The organism is Corynebacterium sp. NPDC060344 (assembly GCF_042725215.1).
Lineage (GTDB): Bacteria > Actinomycetota > Actinomycetes > Mycobacteriales > Mycobacteriaceae > Corynebacterium.
This window is the reverse complement of sequence record NZ_JBHXCS010000003.1, coordinates 195,978-221,425: the sequence shown is the minus strand read 5'-3', so window position 1 is coordinate 221,425 and position 25,448 is coordinate 195,978. Positions and strand designations below refer to the sequence as shown.

Here is a 25,448-nt window from a genome sequence, read left to right as displayed (position 1 = left end):
AAGTGCCCGCCATGCATGGCAGAACGTCCTTGAATGGCATTTCCCGAATGAAGGTTCGCCGAGCCCGGCGGGGCCATCCGGATCGTCGTACATGATGGCGGTGCATTTCCACCTCCACCTCTCCACCGAAAGAAGCAGACGTGACCTCCCCCTATCAACCAATCCCGCAGGGCTGGGCCATGCCTCCGATTCCGCCGGCCCCGAAACCCTTCTACAAACGCTGGTGGTTTCGCGTCGTCGTCGCTGTGGGCGTCATCTCCGCACTGCTCTGCGTCCTCGTCATAGCGGCGGTGGCGGGAGAGTTCCGCAAGAAAGAGGAGATCAACGCCCGAATCTCAGAGACCGCCATCGAAGGATGCGAGTCCAGCGTCACCGATTACGCGAAACACCCGGCAGCTGCCGAATTCGATGATCCCTTGGAGCCGCTGCCCGAAGTCGCGGAATCCCACCAGGGCACCGAGGACACCGCATTCATCACGGTCAACTTGGGTACGGTCCAATTCGTCAACGGCTTCGGAGTTCCCAGCCCCTACTACTTCGGTTGCGTCACGTACCACGATGAAGAAGGCAATCTCGTCAACTCACGATCCAAGGTCGAGGAAGCCAAGACCTTTCTCGATGAGATCTCCTACGACTACGAGTACGACAGCCTGAACTGACGTCACCCGAACCCGATCATGGCCAGCACCGGTCCACCCATGACGAAGCGCCCCGCCGATTACGGCGGGGCGCTCATCGCCCAGGTCCCCTGTGACGCCGGGAGGTCACGCCTCCCGCACGTGCTCCTTGTACTCGGGGTTCTTGCGCACGAAGCGGCGCACGGCGGGGCACGTGGCCACGATCTCGTCGCCGGCGGCGATGGCCTGGTCGAGGGCGTCCTGGATCAGGACCTTGGACAGGCCCCGCCCCTCGAAGGCCGAGCCGATCTCTGTGTGCGTGAAATCGCGCATGCCGGTGAACTTCTCGTAATACGCGAAGCCCGCGTACTGCTCGTCGACAAGCAAGGCGAAGCGATTGTTCTCCAGCTCGTCGCGGATCTGGATGGCCGGGCTCATTTAATCGAACTCGGGGGCCTCGGTGCGGGAGCGCTTGAGCTCGAAGAAGTGCGGGTACGCGGCCAGCAGGACGGAACCGTCGAAGATCTTGCCGGCGTCCTCGCCGCGCGGGATGCGGGTGAGCACGGGCCCGAAGAAGGCGGTGTCGCCGAGCTTGACCACCGGGGTGCCCACCTCGTCGCCGACGGCGTCCATCGCGCCGGCGTGGTACTCGCGCAGCTTGGCGTCGTAGTCGTCGGAGTGGGCGGCGTCGAAACGCTCGGCGGGCAGACCGACGGCGGCGAGCGACTCGCGGACGACGTCGTCGTAGCCGTCGGCGGTGTTCTTGCGGCCCTGGTCACCGTTGTGGATGCGGGTGCCCATCTCGGTGTACAGGGCGTCGAGCTTGTCCTCGCCGTCCTCGACGGCGACGGCGGTGAACACGCGGGCCGGGCCCCAGTTGGCCACCATGCGCTGCTTGTAGTCCTCGGGCAGCTCGTCGCGGCCCTCGTTGAGCACGGACAGGCTCATCGGCTGCCACGTGACCTCGATGTCGCGGACCTTCTCCACCTCCTTGATCCAGCGGGAGGTGATCCAGCAGTAGGGGCAGGAGGCGTCGAACCAGAAGGTCACGGATTCGCGGGCGGTCATGGAGATTTCCTTTCGTTGGCTGCGTTCGCCAGGGTAGACGAAAATTCTTGTTGATGGATCACCATTCGCTCCGCGCGAACACTCCCCCGGCGCCCGCATCCCCGCCCGGAGCCGTCCGCGGACTTCCTGCCGCGCCCACCGCCGCGCGGTTACCCTGAACCCCATGACTTCCACGAACCTGACGCAGACCGAGGCCGCCGACCGCGCTGCCATGCTCGAGGTGTCCCACTACGACATCTCCCTCGACGTCACCGGCGCCCCGGGCACCACCACCGCCCCGGGTGACGAGACCTTCCGGTCCATCACCACCATCACGCTGACCGCGAAGTCCGCGGGCGAGACCTTCCTCGACCTCCGCAATGCCGACGTCCGCTCCGTCACCATCGACGGCACGGACGTCACGGAGTCGGCCTGCGGCGGCTCCAAGGAGCTTTACGACGACGAACGCGGCCTCCGCCTCGACCTCACCTCCGGAGACCACGAGATCGTGGTCGACGCGGACTGCCGCTACACCACCACCGGCGAGGGTCTGCACCGCTTCACCGACCCCGCCGACGAGCAGACCTACCTCTACTCCCAGTTCGAGACCGCCGACGCCAAGCGCGTGTTCGCCTGCTTCGACCAGCCGGACCTGAAGGCGACGTATTCGATGGACGTCACCGCCCCGGGCTCGTGGCTGATCGTGTCCAACTCCGAGGCGGAGATCTCCGACGTCGCCCCCGCCGACGGCGAGATCCCGCCGCTCGACGGCCCCGCCGCCCGCATCCACCGCTTCCGCGTGGACGTGCCGCTGTCGACGTATCTCATCGCATTCTGCGCCGGCCCCTGGCACGAGGTGCGCGATGAGTGGGCCGGCACCGTCGCCAAGCATCCCGAGACCCCCGCCGACCACCAGCCCGACGGCGAGCTGACCATCCCCTTGGGCCTGTACTGCCGCGCGTCGATCGCGGAGCACCTCGACGCCGAGCGCCTGTTCCGCGAAACCAAGGAGGGCTTCGACTGGTACGCGGCGAACTTCGGCGAGCCGTACCCCTTCGGCAAGTACGACCAGATCTTCTGCCCCGAGTTCAACATGGGCGCCATGGAAAACGCCGGCGCGGTGACCATCCGCGACGAGTACGTCTTCCGCTCCCGCACCACCGGCTACCTGTACGAGCGCCGCAACGAGACCATCCTCCACGAGATGGCGCACATGTGGTTCGGCGACCTGGTGACCATGCAGTGGTGGGACGACCTGTGGCTCAACGAGTCCTTCGCCACGTGGTCGGCGTGCGCGTCGCAGGCCGACGTCAGCGAGTACACCGGCGCGTGGACGACGTTCGCCAACGTGGAGAAGGCGTGGGCGTACCAGCAGGACCAGCTGCCGTCGACGCACCCGATCGCCGCGGACGCCTCCGACATCGACACCGTCGACCAGAACTTCGACGGCATCACCTACGCCAAGGGCGCGTCGGTGCTCAAGCAGCTGGTGGCCTACGTCGGCGAAGATGCGTTCCTCGCCGGCGCGCGGCTGCACTTCGCCCGCCACCGCTTCGGCAACGCCACCTTCGCCGACCTGCTCGGCGCGCTGTCGGAGGCCTCGGGCCGCGACCTGTCCGGGTGGGCGGACCAGTGGCTGACGACGACGGGCATCAACACGCTGTCCGCCGGCTACTCGACGAAGGATGGCGACGGCGCCGCCGAGGTCTACGACGTCTTCGCCATCCGCCAGACCGGCGCCGAGCCGGGCGCGGGCGAGCTGCGCGACCACCGCGTCGCGGTCGGCATCTACGCGATGACCGACGGCGTGCTGCGCCGCACCCACCGCGTCGAGGTCGACGTCAAGGGCGAGACCACCGAGGTCCCGGAGCTTTCCGGCGTGCCCGCCGGCGACGTGGTCCTGGTCAACGACGATGACCTGAGCTACTGCTTCATAGAGATGGACGTCGCCTCGCGATCGTTCCTGCTCGAGAACATCGGCGCCTTCGAGAATCCGATGCCGCGGACCCTGGCGTGGTCGACCATGTGGGAGATGACGCGCGCCGCGAAGGTCCGCGCCCGCGATTTCGTGGACATGGTGCTGCGCGGCGCCCCGTCCGAGGATCAGATTTCGGTGCTCGAGCGCGTACTGGCGCAGGCCGTCACCGCCGTTGAGCGCTACGCCGCCCGCGATTGGGCCGAGGAGGGCCGCCGCGTGCTCGGTGCCGGGCTGCTCGACCACGCCCGCGCGGCCGAGAACGGTTCGGATGCGCAGCTGGCCTTCGTCAACGCCCTGGCCATGCTTCCCGCCGACGCCGCCGGGTCGGTCGAGGTCTTCCGCGCGATCCTGGCAGGTGCGCCCGAGGACGCCGGCCTGGAGGGCCTGACCGTCGACGCCGACATGACGTGGAAGGCGCTGACCGTCCTCGTCGCCGCCGGCGACAAGGGCCTGACGGACATCAGCGCCGTCGAGCGCGACGATCAGTCGGCGCTGGGCGCGCAGTCCGCGGCGAAGGCCCGGGCGGCGATCCCGGAGCTCGACAACAAGATCCGCGTGTGGAACACCTGCACCGCCACCGGCCCCGCCGCCCCCTCGAACCTGATGCTGCGGTCGATGATGGCCGGTTTCGCCGCCGCGGGGTCCGACGAGCTGCTCGGCGAGTTCACCGACCGTTACTTCGCCGAGGCCCCGGGCTGGTGGGGCGAGTATTCCTCCGAGACCGCGCAGCGCATGCTCGACGGCCTCTACCCGCATTGGGAGGTCTCGCAGGCCGGTCTGGACAAGGCTTCGCAGGTGCTTGACGACGACTCCGTGCCCGCCCCGGTCAAGCGCATCGTCGCGGAGAACCGTGATCGCGTGCAGCGTGCGCTGGCGGCGCGGGAGTGCGACGGGTTCGTGCCGGAGGCCTGAGCGGCTGGGTAGCCTGGTGGGCATGAGCAACGGCCAGACCCCCCAGGCAGCCCCCGGCGGCGACCAGCCGCAGTACAGCGATTTCTACCGTGAGGTGGGCGAGGAGACGTTCGCGAAGATCGTGCGCGGCTTCTATGCCCGCGTTCCGGATGACGACATCCTCGGCCCCATGTACCCCGAGTCCGATTGGGAGGGTGCGGAGCGCCGGCTGCGGATGTTCCTCGAGCAGTATTGGGGCGGCCCCGACACGTACAACGTGGAGCGGGGCCATCCGCGGTTGCGCATGCGCCATCATCCGTTCGTCATCGACATGGCGGCCCGCGATCGGTGGCTCGAGCTGATGGCGCTGTCGCTCGCCGAGGTGTCGGATGAGGAGCTGCCCAAGCCCCACCGCGACGCCGTGTGGGAGCACATGGTGCGGGTGGCGGACATGCTCATCAACACCCACGCCTGACGGAACGCGGGCGGGCGGCGCGGACACGCACGCTAACCCACCCCGAATGTCCTAACCCACCCGTTAAAACAGCCCATTTTGGCCATTCGGGGTGGGTTAACCGGGGAGGGGCGGTGGACGGGAGGGGGCGGCCGCTGATCGGTGCCGCTGGTGAGGCCCGTTAAATCGGGAGAACGCCGAAGCCCTCGGAGGCGTAGACGCTGCCGAAGCGCCCATCGAGGCGACGCCAGCGTCCCTTCACCGACACCCGCACGGGCTCATTCGCGGCGGGCTCGACGGGGATGAATCCCATCGTGCACAGGGCGAAGACCTCGCGCATGGAGATCTCGGCGGACTCGCTTCCACTGGACCGGACGGTGAGGACCTTCTGGTCGAGCAGGGACGTCGGCAAGCCGAGGGGGCCCGACTCTTCCTTCGCCACTCCCCTGGCCTGCGCCTCCAATTCGCGGAAGACGGCGGCGGGCACGGCATCGAGGACGGACCAGCCACCGTCGACGGGCAACCGGCCCGGCCAGGAGGCATCGGCGGCGGCTCCGCAGCCCAGGGTCATGGGCACGGCGGCGTCGAGCTGCGGCACCGAGCGGGCATCGCCGGTGGCGGCGGAGACCGCATCGGCGCGGACGATCATGTCGTCGCGGCCGGGCGTGATGGCCATGGTGCGGCAGGCCATCGGACCAAACGGGGTGGTCGCCCACACCCGGGCGATGCCGGCGGGCCGCGATGCGGCGACCGGATCATCCGGCGAACCCGGCGCGGTGGCGCGGATCCGCAGCAGAGCCTGCGGGTCCATCGCCTCGGCCTTGCGGGCGAGAACGCCCAGGTTGGTCAGTGCCGCGGCGTCGTGGACGACGAGGCTCTCCCCGCCCGACCCGGCGCGCACCGCACCGTCACTCATCGCCGTCACCGGTTCCGGCGGTCAGCTCGGGCGAGGCGAAGCGCACCAGCGTCTTGCGCACCGACGGCGTCAGCTCGCGGGCGCGGGATTCCTCCAGGTCGAACAGGACCATGACGGTGGTCAGCATCGCGGCGATGTGGCCGTGCTGGTCCTTGATGGCCTGCCGGATGGTGTACGAGGTGTTGCCCATGGCGATGATCTCGGTTTCCACGAGCACCTCGCGGGTGTCGGGCAGCAGCGCGCGGAGATAGTCGATCTCCATGTGGCGCACCACGGTGCCCAACTTCCCGCCGCCGCCTTCGACGCTGGCGTTGGCGAACGCCACCCGCGCCTCCTGGGCGTATTCGAGATAGGCGATGTTGTTGACGTGCCCGTACTGGTCGAAATCGGACCAGCGCACCGGGACGGTGGTCAGAAATGCATTGGTATCGGGCATGTGCACAACCTTTCTCGAATCGGCGGGAGCGCGCCGCCCCGGCGGGGCCGGACCGGCGCCTTCCCCAGTTGTAGCTGGCCGGCTGCTAGCGGGTCAGCTTGCGGTGCGTGACGCGCGACGGGCGGGCAGCCTCCGGGCCGAGGCGATCGACCTTGTTCTTCTCGTAGCCCTCGAAGTTGCCCTCGTACCAGAACCACTGGCCCTCCTCGACGTTGCCTTCCCACGCGAGGATGTGGGTGCAGGTGCGGTCCAGGAACCAACGGTCGTGGGAAATGACCACGGCGCAGCCCGGGAACTGCTCCAGCGCGTTTTCCAGCGACGACAGGGTCTCCACGTCGAGGTCGTTGGTCGGCTCGTCCAGCAGGATCAGGTTGCCGCCCTGCTTCAGCGTCAGCGCCAGGTTCAGGCGGTTGCGCTCACCGCCGGAGAGCACCTTCGCCGGCTTCTGCTGGTCGGCGCCCTTGAACCCGAACGCCGACAGGTACGCGCGCGACGGCATCTCGTTCTGGCCGACGTGGATGTAGTCCAGGCCGTCGGAGACGACCTCCCACACGGTCTTCTCGCCGTCGATGTTCGCGCGGTTCTGGTCGACGTAGCTCAGCTCGACGGTCTGGCCGACCTTCACGTCGCCGTCGTCCGGCTGCTCGAGGCCGACGATGGTCTTGAACAGCGTCGTCTTGCCCACGCCGTTGGGGCCGATGACGCCGACGATGCCGTTCCGCGGCAGCGTGAACGACAGGTCCTTGATCAGGGTGCGGCCGTCGAAGCCCTTGTCCAGGTCCGTCACCTCGACGACCTGGTTGCCCAGGCGCGGCGGGGTCGGGATCTGGATCTCCTCGAAGTCGAGCTTCTTGTACTGCTCGGCCTCCTCCACCATCTGCTCGTAGCGCTCCAGGCGGGCCTTGTTCTTCGCCTGGCGGGCCTTCTGGCCGGAGCGGACCCACGCCAGCTCGTCCTTCAGGCGCTTCTGCAGCTTGGCGTCCTTCTTGCCCGCGACCTCGAGTCGCTGGGCCTTCTGCTCCAGGTACGTGGAGTAGTTGCCCTCGTAGGGGTAGAGCTTGCCGCGGTCGACCTCGCAGATCCAGCCGGCGACGTGATCCAGGAAGTAACGGTCGTGGGTCACGGCCAACACGGCGCCGGGGTAGTTCTGCAGGTGCTGCTCCAGCCACAGCACCGACTCGGCGTCGAGGTGGTTGGTGGGCTCGTCGAGCAGCAGCAGGTCCGGCTCGGACAGCAGCAGCTTGGCCAGGGCCACGCGGCGGCGCTCGCCACCGGACAGGTGGGTGACGGCCTCGTCGCCGGGCGGGCAGCGCAGCGCGTCCATGGCCTGCTCGATCTTGGAGTCGATCTCCCACGCATCCGCGGCGTCGAGATCCTCCTGGAGCTTGCCCATCTCCTCCATCAGCTCATCGGTGTAGTTCGTCGCCATTTCCTCGGCGATCTGCTCGAAGCGCTGCTTCTTCTCGAAGATGTCGCCGAGGCCCTCCTCGACGTTGCCGCGGACGGTCTTCTCCTCGTTCAGCGGCGGCTCCTGCAGCAGGATGCCCACGGTGGCGCCCGGCTCGAGGTACGCCTCGCCGTTGGACGGCTGGTCCAGGCCCGCCATGATCTTCAGGATCGACGACTTGCCCGCGCCGTTGGGGCCCACGACACCGATCTTGGCGCCCGGGTAGAACGCCATGGTCACGTTGTCGAGGATGACCTTGTCGCCGTGCGCCTTACGCACGTTCTTCATCTGGTAGATGAACTCAGCCACAGCTGCGCTCTCCTTCGGAGGTAGGTGGTTTCGTATCAGGTGCGCGGCGATCCGTCCCCGCCAGTCCCGGGTCCGCTGGTCGCGTCCCCGGCTGTTGCTTGACGACGGTCACCGCCCGCGCACATTCGCCCTCACCTTACCGGTACCGCCGGATTCTTCCCCGACCGGCGGCCCGCGCACCCCGCCGGACCTACGAGGCCATCTCGGCGACCTCCGCCTCCGGCGCCTCGGTGTCGGCCGTGCCCAAGTCAGTCGCGTCCATGCCCGACGCCGCCATGTCAGACACCGCCACATCCGCCGACTCCGTATCGGCCGCCGCCATATCCGGCACCTTGGCGTCCTCCGGGAAGAAGGCCTTCACCTCGCCGGCCTCTCCCGAGCCGCGCGACTGCCCGTCTCCGCCGGCATGGCCGCCGCCCTGCCCCATCTCCTCCGCCTCGCGCGCCCGGCGCTCGGCCTCGGCCGTGCGGGATCCGCTGGTCTTGTTGCGGGTGATCACCGCGGTGGCGAACCGCAGGTCCGCGCCGACGGAATCGGCGACGACCTTGGTGAAGGACCTCTTGTTGCCTTCCTCGTCCTGCCACTCGTCGGTGCGCAGCCGCCCCTCGGCGATGATGCGGTCGCCCTTGCCGAACGTGTTCACCACGTTCTGCGCCAGATGCTCCCAGCAGTCGACGTCGATGTACGCCTTCTCCGCATCGACCCATTGGCCGTCGATGTGGCGCTTGCGGGTCGAGGCGACGCGCAGGCGCGTCACCAGCTTCCCGCCGTGAGTGGTCTTGATCTCCGGATTCTTGGTGATGTTCCCGACGACGGTCACGTTGATTTCGGACACTGCGAGTCCCCCTTCTGGTCGTGGACCCCGGAACCGCTGCTCGCCTCCGGGCCTCGCACGACCGACCCTGCCGCCCCGCGCACGCCGGCACCACCGCCGGATCCCGTGCCTGTGGATGAATCCGGGATTACGCCGCTCATCCACAGCCCACGGGCTGCCCGGCTTGACGACGACGCTGCGCTACCGAAGTTGCGCGCAACCGTCGTCAAGCGTGGTGCGCGCACGCGAAAGCGCGCGGCGGGAAACCCGCCGCGCGCTCTGCCGAACCTGCCGCCTACCTGCGGCGCTGCTTGCCGGCGTCCTTCGCCGAACCGAGGTGGACCTCGTGGTCGGAGTCGACGGTGCCGGTGTAGTACTCGCGCTCCTCATCCGTCATGCCCTGCCCGCGGCGGGCGGCGAGCATGGCGTTGTAGGCCTCCAGCTCGGCGTCGTGGTCGCGCTCGGCATTGCGGTCGTAGCGCGCGGCGTCCTTCTCGTCGCTGCGGCGCCACTGGACGAACAGTGCGGCCATGACGATGAACATGGGCACTTCGCCAAGCGCCCACGCCACCGCGCCGCCGACGTTCTGGTCGGCCAGCAGATCCACCTGCCACGGCAGCGCCAGCTCGCGGTAGTAGTCCTCCGCCAGCACCTGCTGCATCTGCATCAGGGTGATGCCGAACCACGCGTGGAAGGGCAGCGAGCCCATCAGCGACACCAGCTTCACCGCCGGCGAAATCTGCTGCGGCGCGGCATCGACGCCGATGATCACCCAGTAGAAGATGTAGCCGGAGATGAGGAAGTGGATGTTCATGAACAGGTGCCCGGCGTGCTCGCCGGCCATGTAGTCGTACAGCGGCGTCATGTACAGCAGGTAGAAGCCGGCGACGAACTGCGCCGTGGCCACCACCGGGTTGGTCAGGAACCGCGACACCGGGTTGTTGATGAACGCCACCAGCCACTCGCGGATGCCCGGCAGGCCATCGCGGCCCGCGGGCTTGAGCGCGCGCAGCGCCAGCGTCACCGGGCCGCCCAGCGCGAGCATGACCGGGATGGCCATGGAGTAGAGCATGTGCGCGAGCATGTGCACCGAGAACTGCGCCGGCATGTACACGCCCAGCGCCGACGACGACGTGAACAGCAGCAGGCCACAGCCGGCCAGCCACCAGATGGTGTTGGCGATGGGCCACTCGCCGCCGCGCTTGTGCAGCCGGCGCAGCCAGTACAGGTAGATCCACGCGGCGATGATCGCCGCCGAGCCGAAGAAGATGTCGAAGCGGAACTGCGTGAACATCGCCTCCCACCCGAAGGGGATGTCCAGCTCGTAACCGAGCTTGACCTCCATCTGGGTGATCGGCGGCAGCCCCTCGCCGCCGACCTGGTCGGAGTAGTTCGGCGGCGGCGGGGTGCGGCCCAGCGCCACGGCCACGCCCACGGCGGTGGCCATGACCAGCACCTCGACGATGGCCAGGCGCCAGAAGGCGAACCCGCCACGGTCGTGGTCCAGCTTCGGAATGGTCACCCGCCGGTGCATGTAGCCGAACAGGCCCAGCACGATGATCAGCACGGCCTTGACGACGACCAGGATCCCGTAATTGTTGTTGAACAGGTCCTGCCACGACAGGTTGATCGCGGCATTGATGACGCCCGAGGCGCTCATGGCAACGAACGCGACCAGCGCGACGAAGCTGTAGCGCGACGCGACCTCCGACATGAATTCGCCGCGGCGGCGGGCGTGGCCGATCAGCGCCATCAGGCCGCCGACCCAGAACACGGTGAACGTCAGGTGCCAGATGTAGGAGTTCGTGCCGTAGTCGTGGTTGCCGCCGGTGGCGTTGTGGCTGACCACGGCCAGCGGCATCATCGACACCAGCGAGATGGCGAAGAACACCGGCTGCCAGATCCACTTTCGGGTCAGCGCCGAGCCGAGTGCCACGACCATGGCGAAGATGCCCACCCACAGCCACGCCAGCGCCTCGCTGACCTGGTCGAGTGCGACGGACCAGTTTTCCGGGCTGATCGTCGTGGACAGCGGTTGGCCGGAGACGTCGGAAAGCACCAGCGGGATCTGCAGGAACGCGATGGCGCCCCAGCTGAAGATCGCCCACCGCCCCGTGCGCGCCGCGGCCCACCCGTCGAGGTCCACCGTCCCGTCGGGCCGGGGCCGCGAGCCGAAGGCCGACAACATGAACGAGCCGATCGCCAGCGCCGCGAGCATCTCGCCGCCGGCCTTGGCCAGCGGGAAGCCCACGGTGGTGACGGCGCCCGGGTCCGGAATGCCCAGCGTGGCCCGCGAATCCATGTTGAACGCCAGCGACAGCGCGCCCGCGAGCGCGCCGGCCACCAGGGCGAAAACCACGTACCAGCCGTAGGTTCCCCGGACCTTGTGGGTCGGTCGGGTCATCGTCGCAGTCATGCCCCCTAGGGTAGACCCCCGCCGCCGGGCGGCAGAACTCCGGTTGGGCGCCGCGACCTCCCCCGTCACGGGCCCGGGCCCCGCTTTACGACGCCCCGAGGAGCCGGGTTAGAATTCCGTCTCGCATGCCTCCGTAGCTCAGTGGATCAGAGCATCCGGTTTCTACCCGGCTGGTCGCGGGTTCGAATCCTGCCGGGGGCGCCACTTCGCCGATCACGGCCACGAGCAGATGATGGCCCCGGGTCTCACTCCACCACGGTGCGCCGGGTGCCCGCGGACGACGGCAGCGCCGCCGCCACGAGGTAGACGAGCACCGCCAGCCCCGGCAGCAAGATGCCCCAGATGTTGATCGCCGCTCCGCCGCGGCCGGGATCCATTGCCCAGAGGACGAGCCACGATCCCCACCCTGCGATGGCGATGAGCCCCGCCAGGGCACCCGCCCACATGCCGGCGCCCCTCCCCCGGCGCGCGAAGGCGACGCCTCCGATGATCAGGGTGGCCAGGAGAGCGATGGCCGACAGGACCATGATGTCGACGTTCAGCGTCAGCATGACGGCGGCCACCAGCAGCGTGTGGATGGCGGCGGCGACGAGGAACAGGGAGCGCATGTCAATCCCCTCCGGGGACTCGGGAGTGCGGATGCCTCCACGGTAACCCGGTGTTGATTATGAGCCCAGCCCCTACGGCCGCAGGTAGCGGTCCACCATCTCGGTGACCTCGGCCACCGCGTTGTCCACGGCGCCCGCGGAGTCGCCGTCGCCGGTGGCGCTTTCGCGCAGCATGTTGGAGCACATCAGCACGGCGGACTGCATGACCATGAACACGTTGTTGGCCAGCATCGTCGGGTCGTACTGGCGCACGGAGCCGTCCTCCTGGCCGTGGACGATGCCCGGCAGGATGAACTGCTCGATGATCGACCGCTCGCTGGAGCCCTTCGGCCGGATGATGGCGCGGACGATGCGCTCGGGGTCGGTCTCGGCGAGGTTGAGGAAGAACTCGCCGTCGGACAGCCGCGACAGGATGATGCGGAAGCGGGCGACGATGCGGTGCCGGGCGTCGCCGGGCATTTCGCGCAGGTCGGCGAGGATGCGCAGGAACTCGCGGGTGATGACCTCGTTGGCCAGCTCGTCGAGGTCCGCGTACCGGCGGTAGACCGTCGGCCGGGACACCCCGGCGTTGCGGGCGATCTCCGCGATGGACGTGCGGCGCAGGCCGACGGACATGATGCTGTCGCGCGCGGCCTCGATGATCGCCTCGTCGACCGACGGCTTCGCGCCGCCCGTGCCGGGATTGTCGCCGTTCATCGTCGTTCCCTTTCCTGCGCCGCCGGCCCGGAGGCGGCGGGCGATGGCCGGGTGGGCCACCGCGATGGTTTGATTCGCCGTCAATGCTAATCCGCGCCGCCGCCGATCCCGGCTTTCCACGCCGAAGGCGGGGACACCCGTTTGCCCCTCCAACATGGGAAAACAACCTATTTTCATCCATTGACACCACCTCAGAAAGGTCCCTGACCTGAATGATGGTCACCATCCCCGCCCGTGCGGGCCGCCGTCGCGGCACTAGGCTGGCGGGGTAACCACCCATCGAGCGACCGCGAGGACGAAAATGGCATTGCCCGCCCCCCATCCCGATTACCGCGCCGTGGTCACCGGCGCGTCATCAGGCATCGGAAAGGCATTGGCGCGCGAGCTCGCCCGGCGCGGCCACTCGCTGATCCTCGTCGCCCGTTCCGAGGGCAAGATGGCCGCCCTGGCCGCCGAGCTGTCCGGCCCCTCCCTCACCGTCGAGGTCCGCCCCTGCGACCTGTCGGACCCGGAGGCCCGGGCCGAGCTTTGCGACGAACTGCGCGCACGCCAGATCAGCGTCATGGTCAACTGCGCCGGAATCGCCACCTTCGGCCGGTTCCAGGACCTCGACCAGGACTACGAACGCGCCCAGTTCGAGCTCAATGCGACGGCGCTTTTCGACCTCACGCAGCTCGTCGTCAAGCCCATGATCGAGCGGGGCTCGGGCGCCATCCTCAACGTGGGCTCGGCCGCGGGCACGACGATCATCCCGAACAACGCCACCTACGTGGGCACCAAGGCCTTCGTGAACACGTTCACCGAGTCGCTGCACTACGACCTCAAGGGCACCGGCGTGCACTGCACCCTCCTCGCCCCCGGGCCCGTGCGCCCCGACGAGCGCGAGGACGGCGCCAACGAAGTCGACGACAACGTCCCCGACTTCCTGTGGACCTCCACCGACGACTGCGCCCGCGACAGCCTCGACGCCCTGGCCGCCAACCGCCTGCGCGTCGTGCCCGGCGCCCTGAGCAAGGGCATGAATACCGCCGGCAACTACCTGCCGCGCTGGCTCGTCGCCCCCATCATCGGCCGATTCTACGAAGGGATGTCCCAGTGACCGACGGCACGAACAGCGAGAACACCGCCGGCACCGGCAACGGGAACGGCGGCAACGCCACGCCCGCGAAGTACGACCGCATCGTGTGGATCGACTGCGAAATGACCGGCCTTGACCCGCAGCGCCACGTCATCGTGGAGATCGCCGCGCTGGTCACCGACGCGGACCTCAACATCCTCGGCGAGGGCGTCGACATCGTCGTCCACGCCTCCGAGACCGACCTGGCGCAGATGGACGACTACGTCACCACCATGCACGAGTCCTCCGGCCTGACCGAGGAGATCCGCGCATCGGCCGTCGACGTCGCCGAGGCCGAGCAGAAGGTCCTCGACTACGTCCGCGAATGGGTGCCGGCCGAGCGCCAGGCGCCGCTGGCGGGCAACTCGATCGCGTCGGACCGGGGCTTCATCAACCGCTACATGCCGGAGCTGGACACCCACCTCCACTACCGCATGATCGACGTCTCCTCGCTCAAGGAGCTCGCCCGCCGCTGGTACCCGCGCGTGTACTACGGGCAGCCGGGGAAGGGCATGTCCCACCGGGCGCTGGCCGACATCCGCGAGTCCATCCGCGAGCTCGAGTACTACCGCCGCGCCATGATGGTGCCCGGCGAGGGGCCCACGTCCGACGACGTCGCCGCGGCCGCCGAGGGCGCCGCCGCCAAGGTGCCGGTGGAGTGAGGCCCGCAGGGCCGTCGCAAAGCAACCCGCCGACCTGCGGTTTTGTCCGGCGCGGTTCGTGGGTTATCCTGTAATCCGCTGCACGGCAGGGCATTCGCCGCTGACGTGAACGCGATGGTGACTGTAGTTCAGTTGGTAGAGCACCAGGTTGTGATCCTGGGTGTCGCGGGTTCGAGTCCCGTCAGTCACCCCGAATGAAAGGCCCGGACCGATTGGTCCGGGCTTTTCGCATGCGCGGGTTTTAGCGTGCTCGGGCTTTAGCGTGCGCCGGCGGTGGCGCGCTCGGTCAGGCGGCCGTCGAGCATCTCCATGACGCGATCGGCCCGCGCGGCCTGCCCGGGATCGTGCGTCACGTACAGCGTCGCGGCGCCGACGCGGCGGGTGACGTCGACGATGAGGTCGGTGACGGCCTCGGCGGACGCGCGGTCGAGGGCGGCGGTGGGCTCGTCGACGAGGAGCAGCTCGGGGTCGTTCATCAGCGCCCTGGCCAGATTGACGCGCGCCTGCTGGCCGCCGGACAGGGTGGACGGGCGGCGCTCCCCCAGACCCGACAGGCCGACGGCGTCGAGCAGGTCGGCAGCGCGCTCGCGGGCACGGCGGCGCTCGGCGGCGGGCGGCGGCAGGATGCGGCCGAGGCGCGTCATGACGATCAGCTGCTCGCACACCGTCAACGCCGGCAACAGATTGGGCTGCTGGAACACCAGGCCGACGTGGCCGCGGCGCACGCGGGCCGCCGCCGCGCCCCGGGCGGTCAGGTCGATGTCGCCGTCTGCGCCATGGAGCTTGACGACGCCCTCATCCGGCGCTTGCAGACACCCCGCCACCGCCAGCAACGTGGACTTTCCGGAACCGGAGGGCCCCGTGACGGCGACGATCTCGCCGCGCCCCACGTCGAGGGAAACGTCGTCGAGGACGCGCCGGGTCGCGGAACCATCGACGACGTCGAGGGTCACCCCGGACATGTGGAGTGCGGTGGTGCTGTCGTGGGAATTCATGTGGTTCTCCTGGTCGCGGTGCTCGAAACGGTCGGTGCGGTCGGGGCAGTCACGCATTGGCCAGCGCCTCCCTCGGCTCGACGCGCAGCACGGGCACCAGAGCCACGGCGGCGCCGATGAGCCCGGTGCCGATGAGCGCCAGCGCCGGCCAGACGGTCGTCGACGCGTCGATGACCACGGGCATCACGTCGCCGGCGGCCAGCCACGTGCCCGCCGCGACGGTCACTGCGAGACCCGCGCCAACGCCGGCGACCAGCACGATCAGCGCCTGCCCCAGCGAATCGGCGACGAGCACCGGCCGCGACGCCCCCAGCGCCGACGACACCGACACTCCGCGCATGCGCTGCACGGTCCACACCATGAAAAACGCGCCGACGACCAGCGCCGAGATGACGAACAGCAGCGACGTCATCGCGCCCAGCGACATCTGCTCGCCCTTGTTGGACGCCGACAGGTCCGCGCGCTCGTCGCCGCGCATGACGACGGTGCCCTCCACTTCTCCAGCCTCCCCATCCGATTCGTCGACCACCACGGCCGAGGTCGCACCGGCGATGCGCTCGGCGAGCTCGGGGGCGACGAGGACGACGGGCTGGTGCTCCCACCAGATGTCGCCGGCCGTGCCCGCCACCGTCACCGTGCGCCCCTCGAAGGTCACGGTGCCGGAGTCGGGCAGGTTCCCGGCGACGGCGTCGGAGGGGCGGATTTCGTCGTCGCGCAGCGAAGAATCCGGGAACGCGAACACCGGCTCCCCGCCGATGCGGGCGCGGCCCACCGACCACGCCTCCCCCGAACCGGAGGCGGTGGCGGCTTCCACCTGGGACGTCGTCAAGCGGGACGCGGCCAGCGACGGGGCACCGGAGTCGGCGACGATGATCGCGTCATCCGGGCCCGCGAGTTCGTCCAGCGCCGACACCGACCGGTGCGACAGGCCCGCCGCGAGGGCGGACAGGAAGGTGACGAGGACCGCGATCAAACCGACGGTCACGGTGATCAATGCGGTGCGCCCTGGTGCGGCGCGCAATTCACGTGTTGCCTGGTACATGGCCCCCATGCTCGCCGGACGGGGCGGTGCGGCGAATCGCCCGCGGGATGGCACTTCGGCCCCAACTTTCGGTTGACCCCGGGCGGTGGCGGCGCGGGCCGGTGCCTTCACCCGCGCGGCCTGCGCCCCTACCCTGGGGGCGTGAACCCCCACCGCGACGCACGCGACTCCACCGCACCGGCCGGCCCCGCCGCCACCGACCCCGCCGCACTCGGCCGGGTCTGGCGATGGCTGCGGGTCGGCCTGGACCTGCTGGTCGCGGTGCTGCTGGTGTTCGTCGCGCTGCGCGGCATCGCCTCGGCCGACGCCGGGCACCTGTCGCCGGCGACGTGGCTGTGGCTGGTGGCGTTCGCCGCCGTCTACGCCGTCGGCCGCATGCAGCCCGGCGACGGCCCGCGCTGGTGGCTGCCCGCGGTCATCGCGTGCTTCACGGGTCTGGCGTGGACGTCGGCCGATGGCGTGTGGCTGGCGTTCCCCCTGTTCTTCCTGGTGCTGCGCGCCGTCGCCGGCTGGTACGCCGTGGCGCTGGTCGGCGTGCTGACGGCGGTGGCCATCGCCACCATCGCCTGGCACGTCGGCTGGCGGGTCGGCGGCGTCGCGGGGCCGATCCTCGGGGCGGCGGTGGCGCTGATGGTGGGCATGGGCTTCCGCCTGCTCATGCGCGAGGCCACCATCCGCGCCGACGCCATCGACGAGCTGCTCGCCGCCCGCGCCGACGTCGCCGAGATGTCGCGCCGGGCGGGCGAACTCGACGAGCGCGCCCGCCTGGCCGCCGACATCCACGACACCGTCGCCCAGGGGCTCTCCTCGATCCAGCTGCTGCTGCACTCGGCGGAGGCGTCGGCGCAGGGCCCCGGCACGGACCCGGCGCGCACCGTCGAGTCCATCCGCATGGCCCGCGAGGTCGCCGCCGACAACCTCCGCGAGACCCGCCGCATCATCGCAGCACTGCAGCCCGGGGCGCTGACCGGCGCGGATCTGCCCGTCGCACTGGCCCGCGTCTGCGCCTCCGCCCCGGTCACCGCCGACGGCTCGCCCGCGCACTTCGGCGTCGACGGCGACCCCCGCCCGATCCCCGCCGACGCCGAGGCCGCGCTGGTTCGCGTGGCCCAGGCGAGCATCGCCAACGTCGCCCGCCACGCCCGCGCGACCCGCTGCGCCGTCACCCTGACCTACCAGCCCGATTCCGTCTCCCTCGACGTCGTCGACGATGGCATCGGCTTCGACCCGGCCGCCGCCGCGCCGCCGGGTGCCGTGGGCATCGCGGGCGTGCGCCGCCGGATCGCCGCCCTCGGCGGCACGGTGTCCATCGAGTCCGCGCCGGGTGCGGGATGCGGGGTGTCGGTGCACGTCCCGCTTGACGACGCCCACCGCCCCCACGTCCCCCGCCCAACCCTCGAGGAGCCCCGATGATCACCGTCCTGCTCGCCGACGACCATCCCGTGGTCCGCGCGGGGCTACGCGCCGTATTGGAGACCGCCGGGGACATCGCCGTCGCCGCGGAGGCCGCCACCCCGGACGACGCGGTGCGCGCCGTGTCCGATGCACACGACTCCGGCTCCCCCATCGACCTGGTCCTCATGGACCTGCGCTTCGGCGAGGGCCCCGGCGCCCACGGGCAGGCCGGGGGCGTCGGCGCGACGTCGCGCATCCGGGCGCTGCCCGATGCCCCGCAGGTGCTGGTGGTGACCAATTACTCCTCCGACGCCGACATCCTCGGCGCCGTGTCCGCCGGCGCGGTGGGCTACCTGCTCAAGGACTCCGACCCGGCGCAGCTCGTCGACGGCGTCCGCGCCGCCGCCCGCGGAGAGACGGTGCTCTCCGGCGACGTGGCCACCCGCCTGATGGGCCGGCTGCACGACCCCGGCCGCAGCCTCACCGCCCGCGAGACGGAGGTCCTTCGCCTCGTCGCCGACGGCCTGTCCAACCGCGACATCGCCGCCCGGCTCGTGCTGACCGAGGCCACCGTCAAATCGCACCTCGTCCACGTCTTCACCAAACTCGGCGTCGGCTCCCGCACCGCCGCCGTCGCCCGCGCCACCGAGCTGGGGATGGTGTAGCGGCCCCACCACGAAAAACCCCGCTCGGCCGGTGAGGCCGAACGGGGTGCGGGGTGGCCGTCGCAAAGCAACGGGCCGGGACGACTACCGGGACGTTTACCAGGAGGACGTCTGGTCGGCGTTGCCGGCCTTCCAGGTCTCCCACGGGATGTTCCAATCGCCCAGGCCATCGGTGCCCGGCAGCGTGCCGCCGATGGTGTTCTTGACGATCACGATGTCGCCCCGCTTCGTGTTCTGCTGGAACCACGCCGCGTTGGCGTCCGTGACGTTGATGCAGCCGTGCGACACGTTCTGCGAACCCTGCGCCCACACCGACCACGGCGCACCATGGACGTAAATGCCCGAGTAGGACATCTGCGTCGCGTACTTCACCGGCGTCTTGTAGCCGCCGTCCTCCAGCGCCAGGCCGTACGTCGTCGAGTCCATGACCATGTTCGTGTGCTGGTCGCCGATCAGGTACGTGCCGTTCGGCGTCGGCCAGCGGCCCGAGCCCATGGAGATGGGCATCGAGTTCTCGATGACCCCATTGCGCTCGATGGTCATCGTCTTCGTCGAATCATCCGCGATGGCCACGACGCGGTCGCCGATGGTGAAGTTCGTGGAGTTGTTCTCCTGGCCGTAGTACCCGTTGCCCAGGTCCTTGCCGTAAATGTCCACCTCGACGTTGACCGAGGTGCCCGCCGGCCAGTACTCGGCCGGGCGCCAGCGCACCTCGGCGTTGTTCAGCCAGTAGAACGCGCCCTCGACGGCCGGCTCGGTGGTGACCTTGATGGCGTCCTGCGCGGCCTGGCGGTCGGCGATCGGCTCATCGAACTTGATGGAGATGGTCTGGCCCACGCCGACCGTCGAGCCCTCCGCTGGAGACAGGTAGCCGTAGGTCTGGTTGTTCGGCACGACCGTCTGGAAGGAGCTGGACAGCTCCTCCGTGCCGGCCTTCGCCTCGATGGAGTACACGCGCCCGTAGCCGAGGTTTTCGGTGGAGGTCCACGACGTGCCGTCCTCCGACAGCTCGCCCTCGACCTCCTTGCCGTCCTCGTTGGTCATGGACACCGAATCGAGCTTCGCGTCGTCGATGGACACCGTCACCGGCTCGGTCACGGACCAATCCCCGGCGCCGTCCTCGACGTTGGCCACCGGCTTCGGCTTGGCCTCTTCGACCACCTCGGCCTCGTCCGACTCGCCGACGTCGCCGACGGTGCAGCCCGTCAGCGCCAGCGCGGCGACGCCGAAGGCCGCGACGATGCCCCGGAAACGGCGGCCCCGGTTCAGCTCAACACCCATGTTCTTCAATCGCTCCACACACTCGTTCATGCCGTCGACTTCATCTTTGCTTTGCGACGGCCCGCGCACACCGGATTCACCCCGGGCGCGGACAGCGCAAACGCATACTCGGCCAACTTAGTCGCTTGACCCAGAAAAACGCACGTCAGGATACCCTTGGTCAGGTCACAATCCGGCAACATCACGTCGCCGCAGGTGGCGCCGGACATAATTTGGCTATCAATACAGCAGCGTCGCACGTACGGGGGGCTTCACGCGTCCGACTGGCCGCGAGTGCGCCCCATTCACCCGTTGCGGAGCGCCGCACCCGCGCCTCCTCGCGCCACCTTTGCCACCTCTCGCGCTACCTTCCCCGCCTCTCGCACACTCGGAGTAGCCATTCCCCTCGATCACTCGCACCAAAACCCGCACTGACCAGCCGATTTTGTATCGCGCCGCGATGGGGGTTATATTTCTTCTCGTTGCAGCGGAGGCCAGCGCACAGCAGGCCAACGCCAAACGCAAGCGCCATTAGCTCAATTGGCAGAGCAGCTGACTCTTAATCAGCGGGTTCGGGGTTCAAGTCCCTGATGGCGCACAACATCACCCCCGTCGGGTTCATCCCGGCGGGGGTTTTCGCATCCCGCACGCCACACGGCCCGTAGCCGCGCCGGACCTCTGCACGCACACCCCCGCACCACTCAACGCCGCTGCGGGACACACAGCGCCCATCTTCGGTTTCCGCAGGTCACGGCGCCAACGTTCGCCGCACAGCGAGCCAGAATCCGACGCTGAAAGAACCTGAGACGGGCCTATTCAAGATCATCCCGTACGTGGCCTCCGAGGGCTACACGTACGGGATGAGATTGAATTTTCGACCCGCCTTTTCTTCAACTTCATCCCGTGCGCGCCCCTCGAAGGTGACACGTACGGGACGAAATTGAATCGATGGGGCAGCACCAACGAATTTCAGCGGTGGGGGCGAACAGCGTCAGGGCGGACGAAGGCTGGGCGAACGAACGCGAGGTGGACGAAGGCTGGGTGGATGAACGCGGGACGGAGGTCGTCGCCGAACGAAGCCGACGCCGGGCACGGCCGTCGCAAAGCAAAAGAGGGCGGGCCCCAACGGGACCCACCCTCCGGCGGCACTGCCTGCCCGAACTAGCGGGACGCGGCCTCGATCATCTCGCGGATGCGCTCGATCTCCTGCGAACGCTTGCGGTTGCGCGACACCGACAGGGCGATCGCGCCGACGATCACGACGGCGACGGCACCGAGCACGGCCTGGACCTTCGGCTCCTGCAGACCGTCGACGGCGCGCGACTTGGCGTCGTCGGCGACGTTCTTCGGATTGGTGCGCACCGAAAGCTCGTCCAGCGTCTTGGCGAGCTGGGTGCGGTTGCGCTCGATGTCGCGCTGGATGTCGTCAATGCTGCGGGCCACGTGGACTCCCCTTGATCGGTGAACGGTCGTCTGATGGAAAAGGGTAACACTCGAAAGCACCTTTGGGCGCCCAACACCCATTAATCCCGCTACCATGAGCCCCATGGCCGACAACGACACCACCGCACCGCCCACCACCCGGCTCGAACCCGGGGACGCAGCCCCCGACTTCACGCTCGTGGCGGACGACGGACGCGAGGTGTCCCTGTCGGACTACCGCGGGCGCCGCGTGCTGGTGTACTTCTACCCGCGGGCCAACACCCCCGGCTGCACCACGCAGGCCTGCGACTTCCGCGACGAATCCGCCCAGTTCAATGACGCCGGCGTCGACGTCGTGGGCATCTCCCCCGACAAGCCGGAGAAGCTGGCGAAGTTCCGCGACGACCACGGCCTGGACTTCACCCTCCTGTCCGACCCGTCCAAGGAGACGCTGGCCGCATGGGGCGCGTTCGGCGAGAAGAAAAACTACGGCAAGGTCGTGCAGGGCGTCATCCGCTCCACCGTCCTGGTCGACGCCGACGGCAACGTGGAAAACGCCTGGTACAACGTCCGCGCGAAGGGCCACGTCGGCCGCGTCCTGCGCGACCTGAACGCCGGTGACTGAGCGCGGCGCCGAGTCGGCCGAGGAGGCCGGCGCAAAGGCCGATGAAGCCTCGGTGCGCCTCGACCCGGCGACCGACCCGGACCACGACCACGAGATCCTCCGGCCCCGCCGCCGCCCAGCGCAGCAGCGCAGCCGCGAGCGTTACGCCCGGATCCTGTCGGCGGCGCGCGAGGTGCTGGTCGACGTCGGCTTCGAGTCCTTCACCTTCGACGAGGTGGCCAAGCGGGCGGGCGTGCCCATCGGGACGCTGTACCAGTTCTTCGCCAACAAGTACGTCATGATCTGCGAGCTCGACCGCCAGGACACCGCCGGCGTCGTCGCGGAGATCACGCGTTTCGCGGAGCTCGTGCCGGCGCTGGAGTGGCCGGAGTTCCTGTCGGAGTTCATCGATCACATCGCCGATCTGTGGCTCGACGATCCGTCGCGCCGGTCGGTGTGGTTGGCGGTGCAGTCGACGCCGGCGACGCGGGCGACGGCGGCGCAGACGGAGCAGGAGCTCCTCGACGGCATTTCCGAGGTCCTCCGCCCCCTCGCCCCCCGGTCCGACGCGCACGTGCGCAGCTTCATTTCGGGGCTGCTCATCCACACGACGTACTCGCTGCTCAATTACTCCGTCGACCGCCCGGGCGACGCCGGCATGCGCGAGCTGCACTACGAGCTGACGGTCCAGGAGGTCAAGCGGATGCTCATCTCCTACCTCATGACCGTCGCCGAAAAGGCCGGGGGCTAGCGCTTTTTCCCGGGTGCCGCTGGCCGGATTGCTTGACGACGGCCACCCGCCCCCGAAGCTACGCGCCCGCGAAGGCGGCGATCAGAGACCGCCCAGCGGCCCCGACCGCGTCATCGGCGGCGCGCATGTCCGCGAGCATCGCATCCCCGTCGCCGCCGTCCCCGGCCGTCCACGACGCCATCAACTCCGGCGAGGCTTCGGGGTGGAACTGCACTCCCACCGCCGAACCGAACCGGAACGCCTGGACCCGGCACTGCTCCGACGAGGCCAGGACCGTCGCGCCCTCCGGCACCCGGACGACCACGTCATGATGCGATTCCGCCGCCGCGAACGCCGCCCCGAAGCCGGCGAACAAGGGGTCGGCGCGGCCGGCGTCATCAAGCAAGACCAGCCGCATCCCCTCCTCGCCCGCCGTCGGATGCCCCACCGTGACCTCCCCGCCCAGCGCGTCGGCGAGGATCTGGTGGCCGAGGCAAATGCCCAGCACCGGGACGTCGGCGGCGATGGCGCCGCGGATGAGCGCGTGGAGATCGCCGAGCCAGGGGTACGCCCCGCGGTTCAGCGCGTTGTCGCGGCCGCCGAGGATGATGAGGGAGGCGGGAGCCCGGGCGTCCAGCAGCTCCGCGATGGCCGGCACCGGCTCACACCACATTTTGACGGTCGACGACTCCGCGCCCGCCTCCGCCAACCACGGGCCGATTCGATCGGCGGGAACGCCCTCGTCGGGCTGGAGGATCACGATGCGGCGCGTCGGCGTCGCCGTGCGTGTGGTGAGGGCGGCGGGCGCGGCGGGATGGACAGGCATCGGCAATGGCATCGGCATGGGCATCGGCTCAGTCTCCTCGTCGGGACGGTGATTCCTCATGTCTACCTGCGAAGATGGAGAGGGGGAACACCCGGCCGAGGGAATTAACCACTCGGAAATCGGATCGCAACGCCGGCGGCCCGATCGGCGACGGTGACCGCAGGGCCCGTGTCGATTCGTCCATGGACCGGGCCTCCGTGGTTCCTCCGTGGTTTCTCAGTGCACCGTGGGTTTCTCAGTGCACCGCGAGAATCGCAATGGCGATGGCGTGGTCGCCGTCATGGCTGATGCTGATGTGGAAACGCTCCTGGGGGGAGGAGGTGGGCGTCGCAAAGCTCGTGTCGTCGGTACTGCCCTTGTCGTCGGTGCTGCCCGGCCCCAGGGACTCGGCGACGGCGGCGCGGACCCGGCCGTGGAGCGCGACGGCGACGCGGCCCCAGGCGTCGGCGACGATCTCGATGTCGCGCCAATCGAGCTCATCGCGCGGGATCGGCGGCGGGGCGCCGTAAAGCGCCTGCGACCAGGCCTTGATCACGGACTCCTTCACCGCCCAGCGGCCGGCGAGATGGCGGGCCAGCGCGTCGCCGGTGAGGCCCCGGCGATTGGCCGCGGCGCGCTCGCGGACCGTGAACACCGACGCCGCGAACGTCGAACCCGGGCGCGCGAGGTCCGCCGCGAACGACGGCACGTGCACCAGATCGATGCCGGTGCCGAGGACGGCCGCTTCCAGCCCCGCGAACTCCGAGCTCGCCGGCTCGGCCGCCGCGCCCTGCCCTGCTCCCGTCGCCGCGCCCCGCTCTGCTCCCGTCGTCGAAGCCGCCCCTGAGTCCATGCGCCCACGATACCCGGGGGCTACCCCGCGACCGGTCTCCGCGGCCCGCGCTCCGACGAGTGTGCGGTACGGGGCCCACAGCGCACACTCGTCAGATGTGCAGCCCAATCCCGGCCGACGAGTGTGCGGTACAGGGCGCCCAGCGCACACTCGTCAGATGTGAAGCCCCGGGGCCCGGCGCGAATGGGACCGCAGAGGTCGAGGAGGCAACCGGCGACGGGCCCCGGCGCCAACGGCCCGGCCACTCACCCCCAGCCTTTGAGCCGGCCGAGTTCCATGCGCTGGGCCATGGTCGTCCTGAGCCCTCGAGCGGTGCGGTGCCATCTCGTCGTCACGGCTCGCGCATCGAGCGGGACCAGCTTCCAATCGAGCCGCGCGAGCGCCGCCGTGCGCAGCTGATCCCATCGGCGGTTGTGCTCGTACTGGTGGTGTTTGCCCAGGTACTCGACGCCGGTGCGCGCCAACACGTTCGCGAAGTCCATGCGCACCTCGATTTCGATGCCGTCGATGACGACGATGACCGAGTGCTGCTGGACCATGCCTTCGAGGCCGATCGCATGAATCAGCACGTTGGTCCGTGACTCCCATGGGCTTTCGGACAGCTCGCTGGCGAGCGCCGCGACCTCCCGAAATCGGCCGATGCCGCGCATGGACCGGTCTTTGACCTGCGCCGCACGGCGAACGTCGTCGATGAGGCCGGGCACCGCCGCGCACAGACCGTCGACGGCGGCGACCGCATCGGGAAACACCTGGATCCGCGACAAGTCGAACGCGGTGCGCAGCGGCGAGGTGCAGCGCAAGCCGCCCCGAACCTCGATGGCACCGGACGGCAGTGCGTTCCGCGCCATGGCGAACATCGGCAGCGCGGGCGAGCCGGGATGTGCGCCGCGAAGATGCTGGTCCAGGCTGATCGCATCGACGGGAGTGCGCCGCGTCGACTCCACGAACACCGCGGGCAGCGCGTCCCACGGCAACCATTTGTGCCCGTAGGCGTGGGCGGCTCCCCAGAATCCGATAACGCCGTCGGGGTAGCGGGTCGTCGCGTGGTCGATGAGCATGCCCATGTCGCGGGCGTGGTCGGCGCGCACGTGGCGGCCATCGCGCAGTTGAACGTAGTTGGCGGCGAGTTCGGTGCCGTGAATACCGTGTTTCGCCAGCAGGTCACCGCTGGTCAAGGGTCCGATGGGCAGATTCGAGTCTTTGTATCTCATGCGCCCGAGCTTCGAGGGGCATTGCCGACCTCGCGCCCCGAACCAGCTCCGCCTGTGG

Annotated in this window: 25 protein-coding genes and 3 tRNA genes; 12 read left to right on the top strand and 16 right to left on the bottom strand. The window is 69.2% G+C overall.

The features are described 5' to 3' along the window. Positions 1 to 140: 140 nt before the first annotated feature. Positions 141 to 659 (top strand): hypothetical protein, encoded by a 519-nt coding sequence (locus ACFWGD_RS05955; protein ID WP_377777674.1) that lies wholly within the window; start codon positions 141 to 143, stop codon positions 657 to 659. Positions 660 to 764: 105 nt separating this feature from the next. On the opposite strand, the gene ACFWGD_RS05950 is transcribed toward ACFWGD_RS05955, so the two are convergent. Continuing rightward, positions 765 to 1,055, bottom strand: a complete 291-nt coding sequence (locus tag ACFWGD_RS05950; protein WP_377777673.1) for a GNAT family N-acetyltransferase — start codon at positions 1,053 to 1,055, stop codon at positions 765 to 767. Beyond that, entirely contained in the window at positions 1,056 to 1,685 is a 630-nt protein-coding gene (locus tag ACFWGD_RS05945; RefSeq protein WP_377777672.1) for a DsbA family protein, read from the bottom strand. A gap of 163 nt (positions 1,686 to 1,848) precedes the next feature. Here ACFWGD_RS05945 and pepN point away from each other — a divergent pair, with 163 nt between their 5' ends. Both pepN and ACFWGD_RS05935 read left to right on the top strand, forming a co-directional pair. Next, complete coding sequence (gene pepN / locus ACFWGD_RS05940; protein WP_377777671.1) at positions 1,849 to 4,554, top strand: aminopeptidase N; 2,706 nt, start codon at positions 1,849 to 1,851, stop codon at positions 4,552 to 4,554. 22 nt (positions 4,555 to 4,576) lie between these two features. Continuing rightward, a complete protein-coding gene (locus ACFWGD_RS05935; RefSeq protein WP_377777670.1) occupies positions 4,577 to 5,008 on the top strand; it encodes a globin in 432 nt (143 codons plus the stop codon). Between the two features lie 160 nt (positions 5,009 to 5,168). On the opposite strand, the gene ACFWGD_RS05930 is transcribed toward ACFWGD_RS05935, so the two are convergent. The 5 genes from ACFWGD_RS05930 to ACFWGD_RS05910 all read right to left on the bottom strand — a co-directional run bounded on the left by ACFWGD_RS05930 (position 5,169) and on the right by ACFWGD_RS05910 (position 11,325). Beyond that, complete coding sequence (locus ACFWGD_RS05930; protein WP_377777669.1) at positions 5,169 to 5,903, bottom strand: hypothetical protein; 735 nt, start codon at positions 5,901 to 5,903, stop codon at positions 5,169 to 5,171. Continuing rightward, a complete protein-coding gene (locus tag ACFWGD_RS05925; RefSeq protein WP_377777668.1) occupies positions 5,896 to 6,339 on the bottom strand; it encodes an acyl-CoA thioesterase in 444 nt (147 codons plus the stop codon). The genes ACFWGD_RS05930 and ACFWGD_RS05925 overlap by 8 nt, the downstream gene beginning before the upstream one ends. A gap of 85 nt (positions 6,340 to 6,424) precedes the next feature. After that, on the bottom strand, positions 6,425 to 8,095 hold the full coding sequence (gene ettA, locus ACFWGD_RS05920; protein ID WP_377777667.1) for an energy-dependent translational throttle protein EttA: 1,671 nt from the start codon (positions 8,093 to 8,095) through the stop codon (positions 6,425 to 6,427). Positions 8,096 to 8,285: 190 nt separating this feature from the next. Continuing rightward, positions 8,286 to 8,930 carry a single-stranded DNA-binding protein gene (locus ACFWGD_RS05915; protein ID WP_377777666.1) on the bottom strand — a complete coding sequence of 215 codons (645 nt, stop codon included), beginning with the start codon at positions 8,928 to 8,930 and terminating at the stop codon, positions 8,286 to 8,288. A gap of 274 nt (positions 8,931 to 9,204) precedes the next feature. Next, a complete protein-coding gene (locus tag ACFWGD_RS05910; RefSeq protein ID WP_377777665.1) occupies positions 9,205 to 11,325 on the bottom strand; it encodes a cytochrome c oxidase assembly protein in 2,121 nt (706 codons plus the stop codon). Between the two features lie 127 nt (positions 11,326 to 11,452). Here ACFWGD_RS05910 and ACFWGD_RS05905 point away from each other — a divergent pair. Next, positions 11,453 to 11,529, top strand: a tRNA-Arg gene (locus tag ACFWGD_RS05905). A 41-nt stretch (positions 11,530 to 11,570) separates the two neighbouring features. Here the strand turns inward: ACFWGD_RS05905 and ACFWGD_RS05900 are convergent. Beyond that, a complete protein-coding gene (locus ACFWGD_RS05900; RefSeq protein WP_377777663.1) occupies positions 11,571 to 11,933 on the bottom strand; it encodes a hypothetical protein in 363 nt (120 codons plus the stop codon). Between the two features lie 72 nt (positions 11,934 to 12,005). Continuing rightward, on the bottom strand, positions 12,006 to 12,713 hold the full coding sequence (locus ACFWGD_RS05895) for a TetR/AcrR family transcriptional regulator (protein ID WP_377777661.1): 708 nt from the start codon (positions 12,711 to 12,713) through the stop codon (positions 12,006 to 12,008). 217 nt (positions 12,714 to 12,930) lie between these two features. Between ACFWGD_RS05895 and cmrA the strand changes: the two genes are divergently transcribed. The 3 genes from cmrA (at position 12,931) to ACFWGD_RS05880 (ending at position 14,598) form a co-directional block, all read left to right on the top strand. Further along, positions 12,931 to 13,728, top strand: a complete 798-nt coding sequence (cmrA, locus tag ACFWGD_RS05890) for a mycolate reductase (protein ID WP_377777660.1) — start codon at positions 12,931 to 12,933, stop codon at positions 13,726 to 13,728. 101 nt (positions 13,729 to 13,829) lie between these two features. Then, on the top strand, positions 13,830 to 14,408 hold the full coding sequence (orn, locus tag ACFWGD_RS05885) for an oligoribonuclease (RefSeq protein WP_377777763.1): 579 nt from the start codon (positions 13,830 to 13,832) through the stop codon (positions 14,406 to 14,408). Between the two features lie 117 nt (positions 14,409 to 14,525). Next, positions 14,526 to 14,598, top strand: a tRNA-His gene (locus ACFWGD_RS05880). 67 nt (positions 14,599 to 14,665) lie between these two features. On the opposite strand, the gene ACFWGD_RS05875 is transcribed toward ACFWGD_RS05880, so the two are convergent. Both ACFWGD_RS05875 and ACFWGD_RS05870 read right to left on the bottom strand, forming a co-directional pair. After that, complete coding sequence (locus ACFWGD_RS05875; protein WP_377777762.1) at positions 14,666 to 15,403, bottom strand: ABC transporter ATP-binding protein; 738 nt, start codon at positions 15,401 to 15,403, stop codon at positions 14,666 to 14,668. Positions 15,404 to 15,452: 49 nt separating this feature from the next. After that, positions 15,453 to 16,445 carry an ABC transporter permease gene (locus ACFWGD_RS05870; protein ID WP_377777659.1) on the bottom strand — a complete coding sequence of 331 codons (993 nt, stop codon included), beginning with the start codon at positions 16,443 to 16,445 and terminating at the stop codon, positions 15,453 to 15,455. Positions 16,446 to 16,586: 141 nt separating this feature from the next. Between ACFWGD_RS05870 and ACFWGD_RS05865 the strand changes: the two genes are divergently transcribed. Together ACFWGD_RS05865 and ACFWGD_RS05860 are read left to right on the top strand one after the other, a co-directional pair. Further along, positions 16,587 to 17,858: a sensor histidine kinase gene (locus ACFWGD_RS05865; protein WP_377777658.1), complete on the top strand. Its 1,272-nt coding sequence runs from the start codon at positions 16,587 to 16,589 to the stop codon at positions 17,856 to 17,858. Next, entirely contained in the window at positions 17,855 to 18,505 is a 651-nt protein-coding gene (locus tag ACFWGD_RS05860; RefSeq protein WP_377777657.1) for a LuxR C-terminal-related transcriptional regulator, read from the top strand. Before ACFWGD_RS05865 ends, ACFWGD_RS05860 begins: the two co-directional genes overlap by 4 nt. 96 nt (positions 18,506 to 18,601) lie before the next feature. Here the strand turns inward: ACFWGD_RS05860 and ACFWGD_RS05855 are convergent, their stop codons facing one another. Then, positions 18,602 to 19,816 (bottom strand): Ig-like domain-containing protein, encoded by a 1,215-nt coding sequence (locus ACFWGD_RS05855; protein ID WP_377777656.1) that lies wholly within the window; start codon positions 19,814 to 19,816, stop codon positions 18,602 to 18,604. Between the two features lie 474 nt (positions 19,817 to 20,290). On the opposite strand from ACFWGD_RS05855, the gene ACFWGD_RS05850 reads away from it, so the two are divergent. Continuing rightward, positions 20,291 to 20,363 (top strand) — tRNA-Lys (locus ACFWGD_RS05850). Positions 20,364 to 20,926: 563 nt separating this feature from the next. Here ACFWGD_RS05850 and ACFWGD_RS05845 read toward each other — a convergent pair. Next, positions 20,927 to 21,208, bottom strand: coding sequence for a DUF3618 domain-containing protein (locus ACFWGD_RS05845; RefSeq protein WP_377777655.1), 282 nt, complete (start codon positions 21,206 to 21,208; stop codon positions 20,927 to 20,929). A gap of 103 nt (positions 21,209 to 21,311) precedes the next feature. Here ACFWGD_RS05845 and bcp point away from each other — a divergent pair, with 103 nt between their 5' ends. Next, positions 21,312 to 21,812 (top strand): thioredoxin-dependent thiol peroxidase, encoded by a 501-nt coding sequence (gene bcp, locus ACFWGD_RS05840; RefSeq protein ID WP_377777654.1) that lies wholly within the window; start codon positions 21,312 to 21,314, stop codon positions 21,810 to 21,812. A 52-nt stretch (positions 21,813 to 21,864) separates the two neighbouring features. Next, a complete protein-coding gene (locus tag ACFWGD_RS05835; protein ID WP_377777761.1) occupies positions 21,865 to 22,542 on the top strand; it encodes a TetR/AcrR family transcriptional regulator in 678 nt (225 codons plus the stop codon). Between the two features lie 58 nt (positions 22,543 to 22,600). On the opposite strand, the gene ACFWGD_RS05830 is transcribed toward ACFWGD_RS05835, so the two are convergent. The 3 genes from ACFWGD_RS05830 to ACFWGD_RS05820 all read right to left on the bottom strand — a co-directional run bounded on the left by ACFWGD_RS05830 (position 22,601) and on the right by ACFWGD_RS05820 (position 25,390). Further along, on the bottom strand, positions 22,601 to 23,347 hold the full coding sequence (locus tag ACFWGD_RS05830; RefSeq protein ID WP_377777653.1) for a type 1 glutamine amidotransferase: 747 nt from the start codon (positions 23,345 to 23,347) through the stop codon (positions 22,601 to 22,603). A 235-nt stretch (positions 23,348 to 23,582) separates the two neighbouring features. Further along, positions 23,583 to 24,179 (bottom strand): holo-ACP synthase, encoded by a 597-nt coding sequence (locus ACFWGD_RS05825; protein ID WP_377777652.1) that lies wholly within the window; start codon positions 24,177 to 24,179, stop codon positions 23,583 to 23,585. A gap of 245 nt (positions 24,180 to 24,424) precedes the next feature. Next, the gene (locus ACFWGD_RS05820; RefSeq protein WP_377777651.1) at positions 24,425 to 25,390 is read right to left on the bottom strand and encodes a hypothetical protein; all 966 of its coding nucleotides are present in this window, start codon (positions 25,388 to 25,390) and stop codon (positions 24,425 to 24,427) included. Positions 25,391 to 25,448: the final 58 nt, after the last annotated feature.

What these genes read in the sequence shown, in the direction of transcription:
- ACFWGD_RS05870 (WP_377777659.1), bottom strand. Translation starts at nt 16,445, where the DNA reads ATGTACCAGGCAACACGTGAATTGCGCGCCGCACCAGGGCGCACCGCA.
- ACFWGD_RS05830 (WP_377777653.1), bottom strand. Translation starts at nt 23,347, where the DNA reads ATGCCTGTCCATCCCGCCGCGCCCGCCGCCCTCACCACACGCACGGCG.
- pepN (WP_377777671.1), top strand. Translation starts at nt 1,849, where the DNA reads ATGACTTCCACGAACCTGACGCAGACCGAGGCCGCCGACCGCGCTGCC.
- ACFWGD_RS05825 (WP_377777652.1), bottom strand. Translation starts at nt 24,179, where the DNA reads ATGGACTCAGGGGCGGCTTCGACGACGGGAGCAGAGCGGGGCGCGGCG.
- ACFWGD_RS05925 (WP_377777668.1), bottom strand. Translation starts at nt 6,339, where the DNA reads ATGCCCGATACCAATGCATTTCTGACCACCGTCCCGGTGCGCTGGTCC.
- orn (WP_377777763.1), top strand. Translation starts at nt 13,830, where the DNA reads ATGACCGGCCTTGACCCGCAGCGCCACGTCATCGTGGAGATCGCCGCG.
- ACFWGD_RS05900 (WP_377777663.1), bottom strand. Translation starts at nt 11,933, where the DNA reads ATGCGCTCCCTGTTCCTCGTCGCCGCCGCCATCCACACGCTGCTGGTG.
- ACFWGD_RS05935 (WP_377777670.1), top strand. Translation starts at nt 4,577, where the DNA reads ATGAGCAACGGCCAGACCCCCCAGGCAGCCCCCGGCGGCGACCAGCCG.
- ACFWGD_RS05860 (WP_377777657.1), top strand. Translation starts at nt 17,855, where the DNA reads ATGATCACCGTCCTGCTCGCCGACGACCATCCCGTGGTCCGCGCGGGG.
- ACFWGD_RS05930 (WP_377777669.1), bottom strand. Translation starts at nt 5,903, where the DNA reads ATGAGTGACGGTGCGGTGCGCGCCGGGTCGGGCGGGGAGAGCCTCGTC.
- bcp (WP_377777654.1), top strand. Translation starts at nt 21,312, where the DNA reads ATGGCCGACAACGACACCACCGCACCGCCCACCACCCGGCTCGAACCC.
- ACFWGD_RS05875 (WP_377777762.1), bottom strand. Translation starts at nt 15,403, where the DNA reads ATGAATTCCCACGACAGCACCACCGCACTCCACATGTCCGGGGTGACC.
- ACFWGD_RS05855 (WP_377777656.1), bottom strand. Translation starts at nt 19,816, where the DNA reads ATGAACGAGTGTGTGGAGCGATTGAAGAACATGGGTGTTGAGCTGAAC.
- ACFWGD_RS05950 (WP_377777673.1), bottom strand. Translation starts at nt 1,055, where the DNA reads ATGAGCCCGGCCATCCAGATCCGCGACGAGCTGGAGAACAATCGCTTC.
- ACFWGD_RS05910 (WP_377777665.1), bottom strand. Translation starts at nt 11,325, where the DNA reads ATGACTGCGACGATGACCCGACCGACCCACAAGGTCCGGGGAACCTAC.
- cmrA (WP_377777660.1), top strand. Translation starts at nt 12,931, where the DNA reads ATGGCATTGCCCGCCCCCCATCCCGATTACCGCGCCGTGGTCACCGGC.
- ACFWGD_RS05820 (WP_377777651.1), bottom strand. Translation starts at nt 25,390, where the DNA reads ATGAGATACAAAGACTCGAATCTGCCCATCGGACCCTTGACCAGCGGT.
- ACFWGD_RS05945 (WP_377777672.1), bottom strand. Translation starts at nt 1,685, where the DNA reads ATGACCGCCCGCGAATCCGTGACCTTCTGGTTCGACGCCTCCTGCCCC.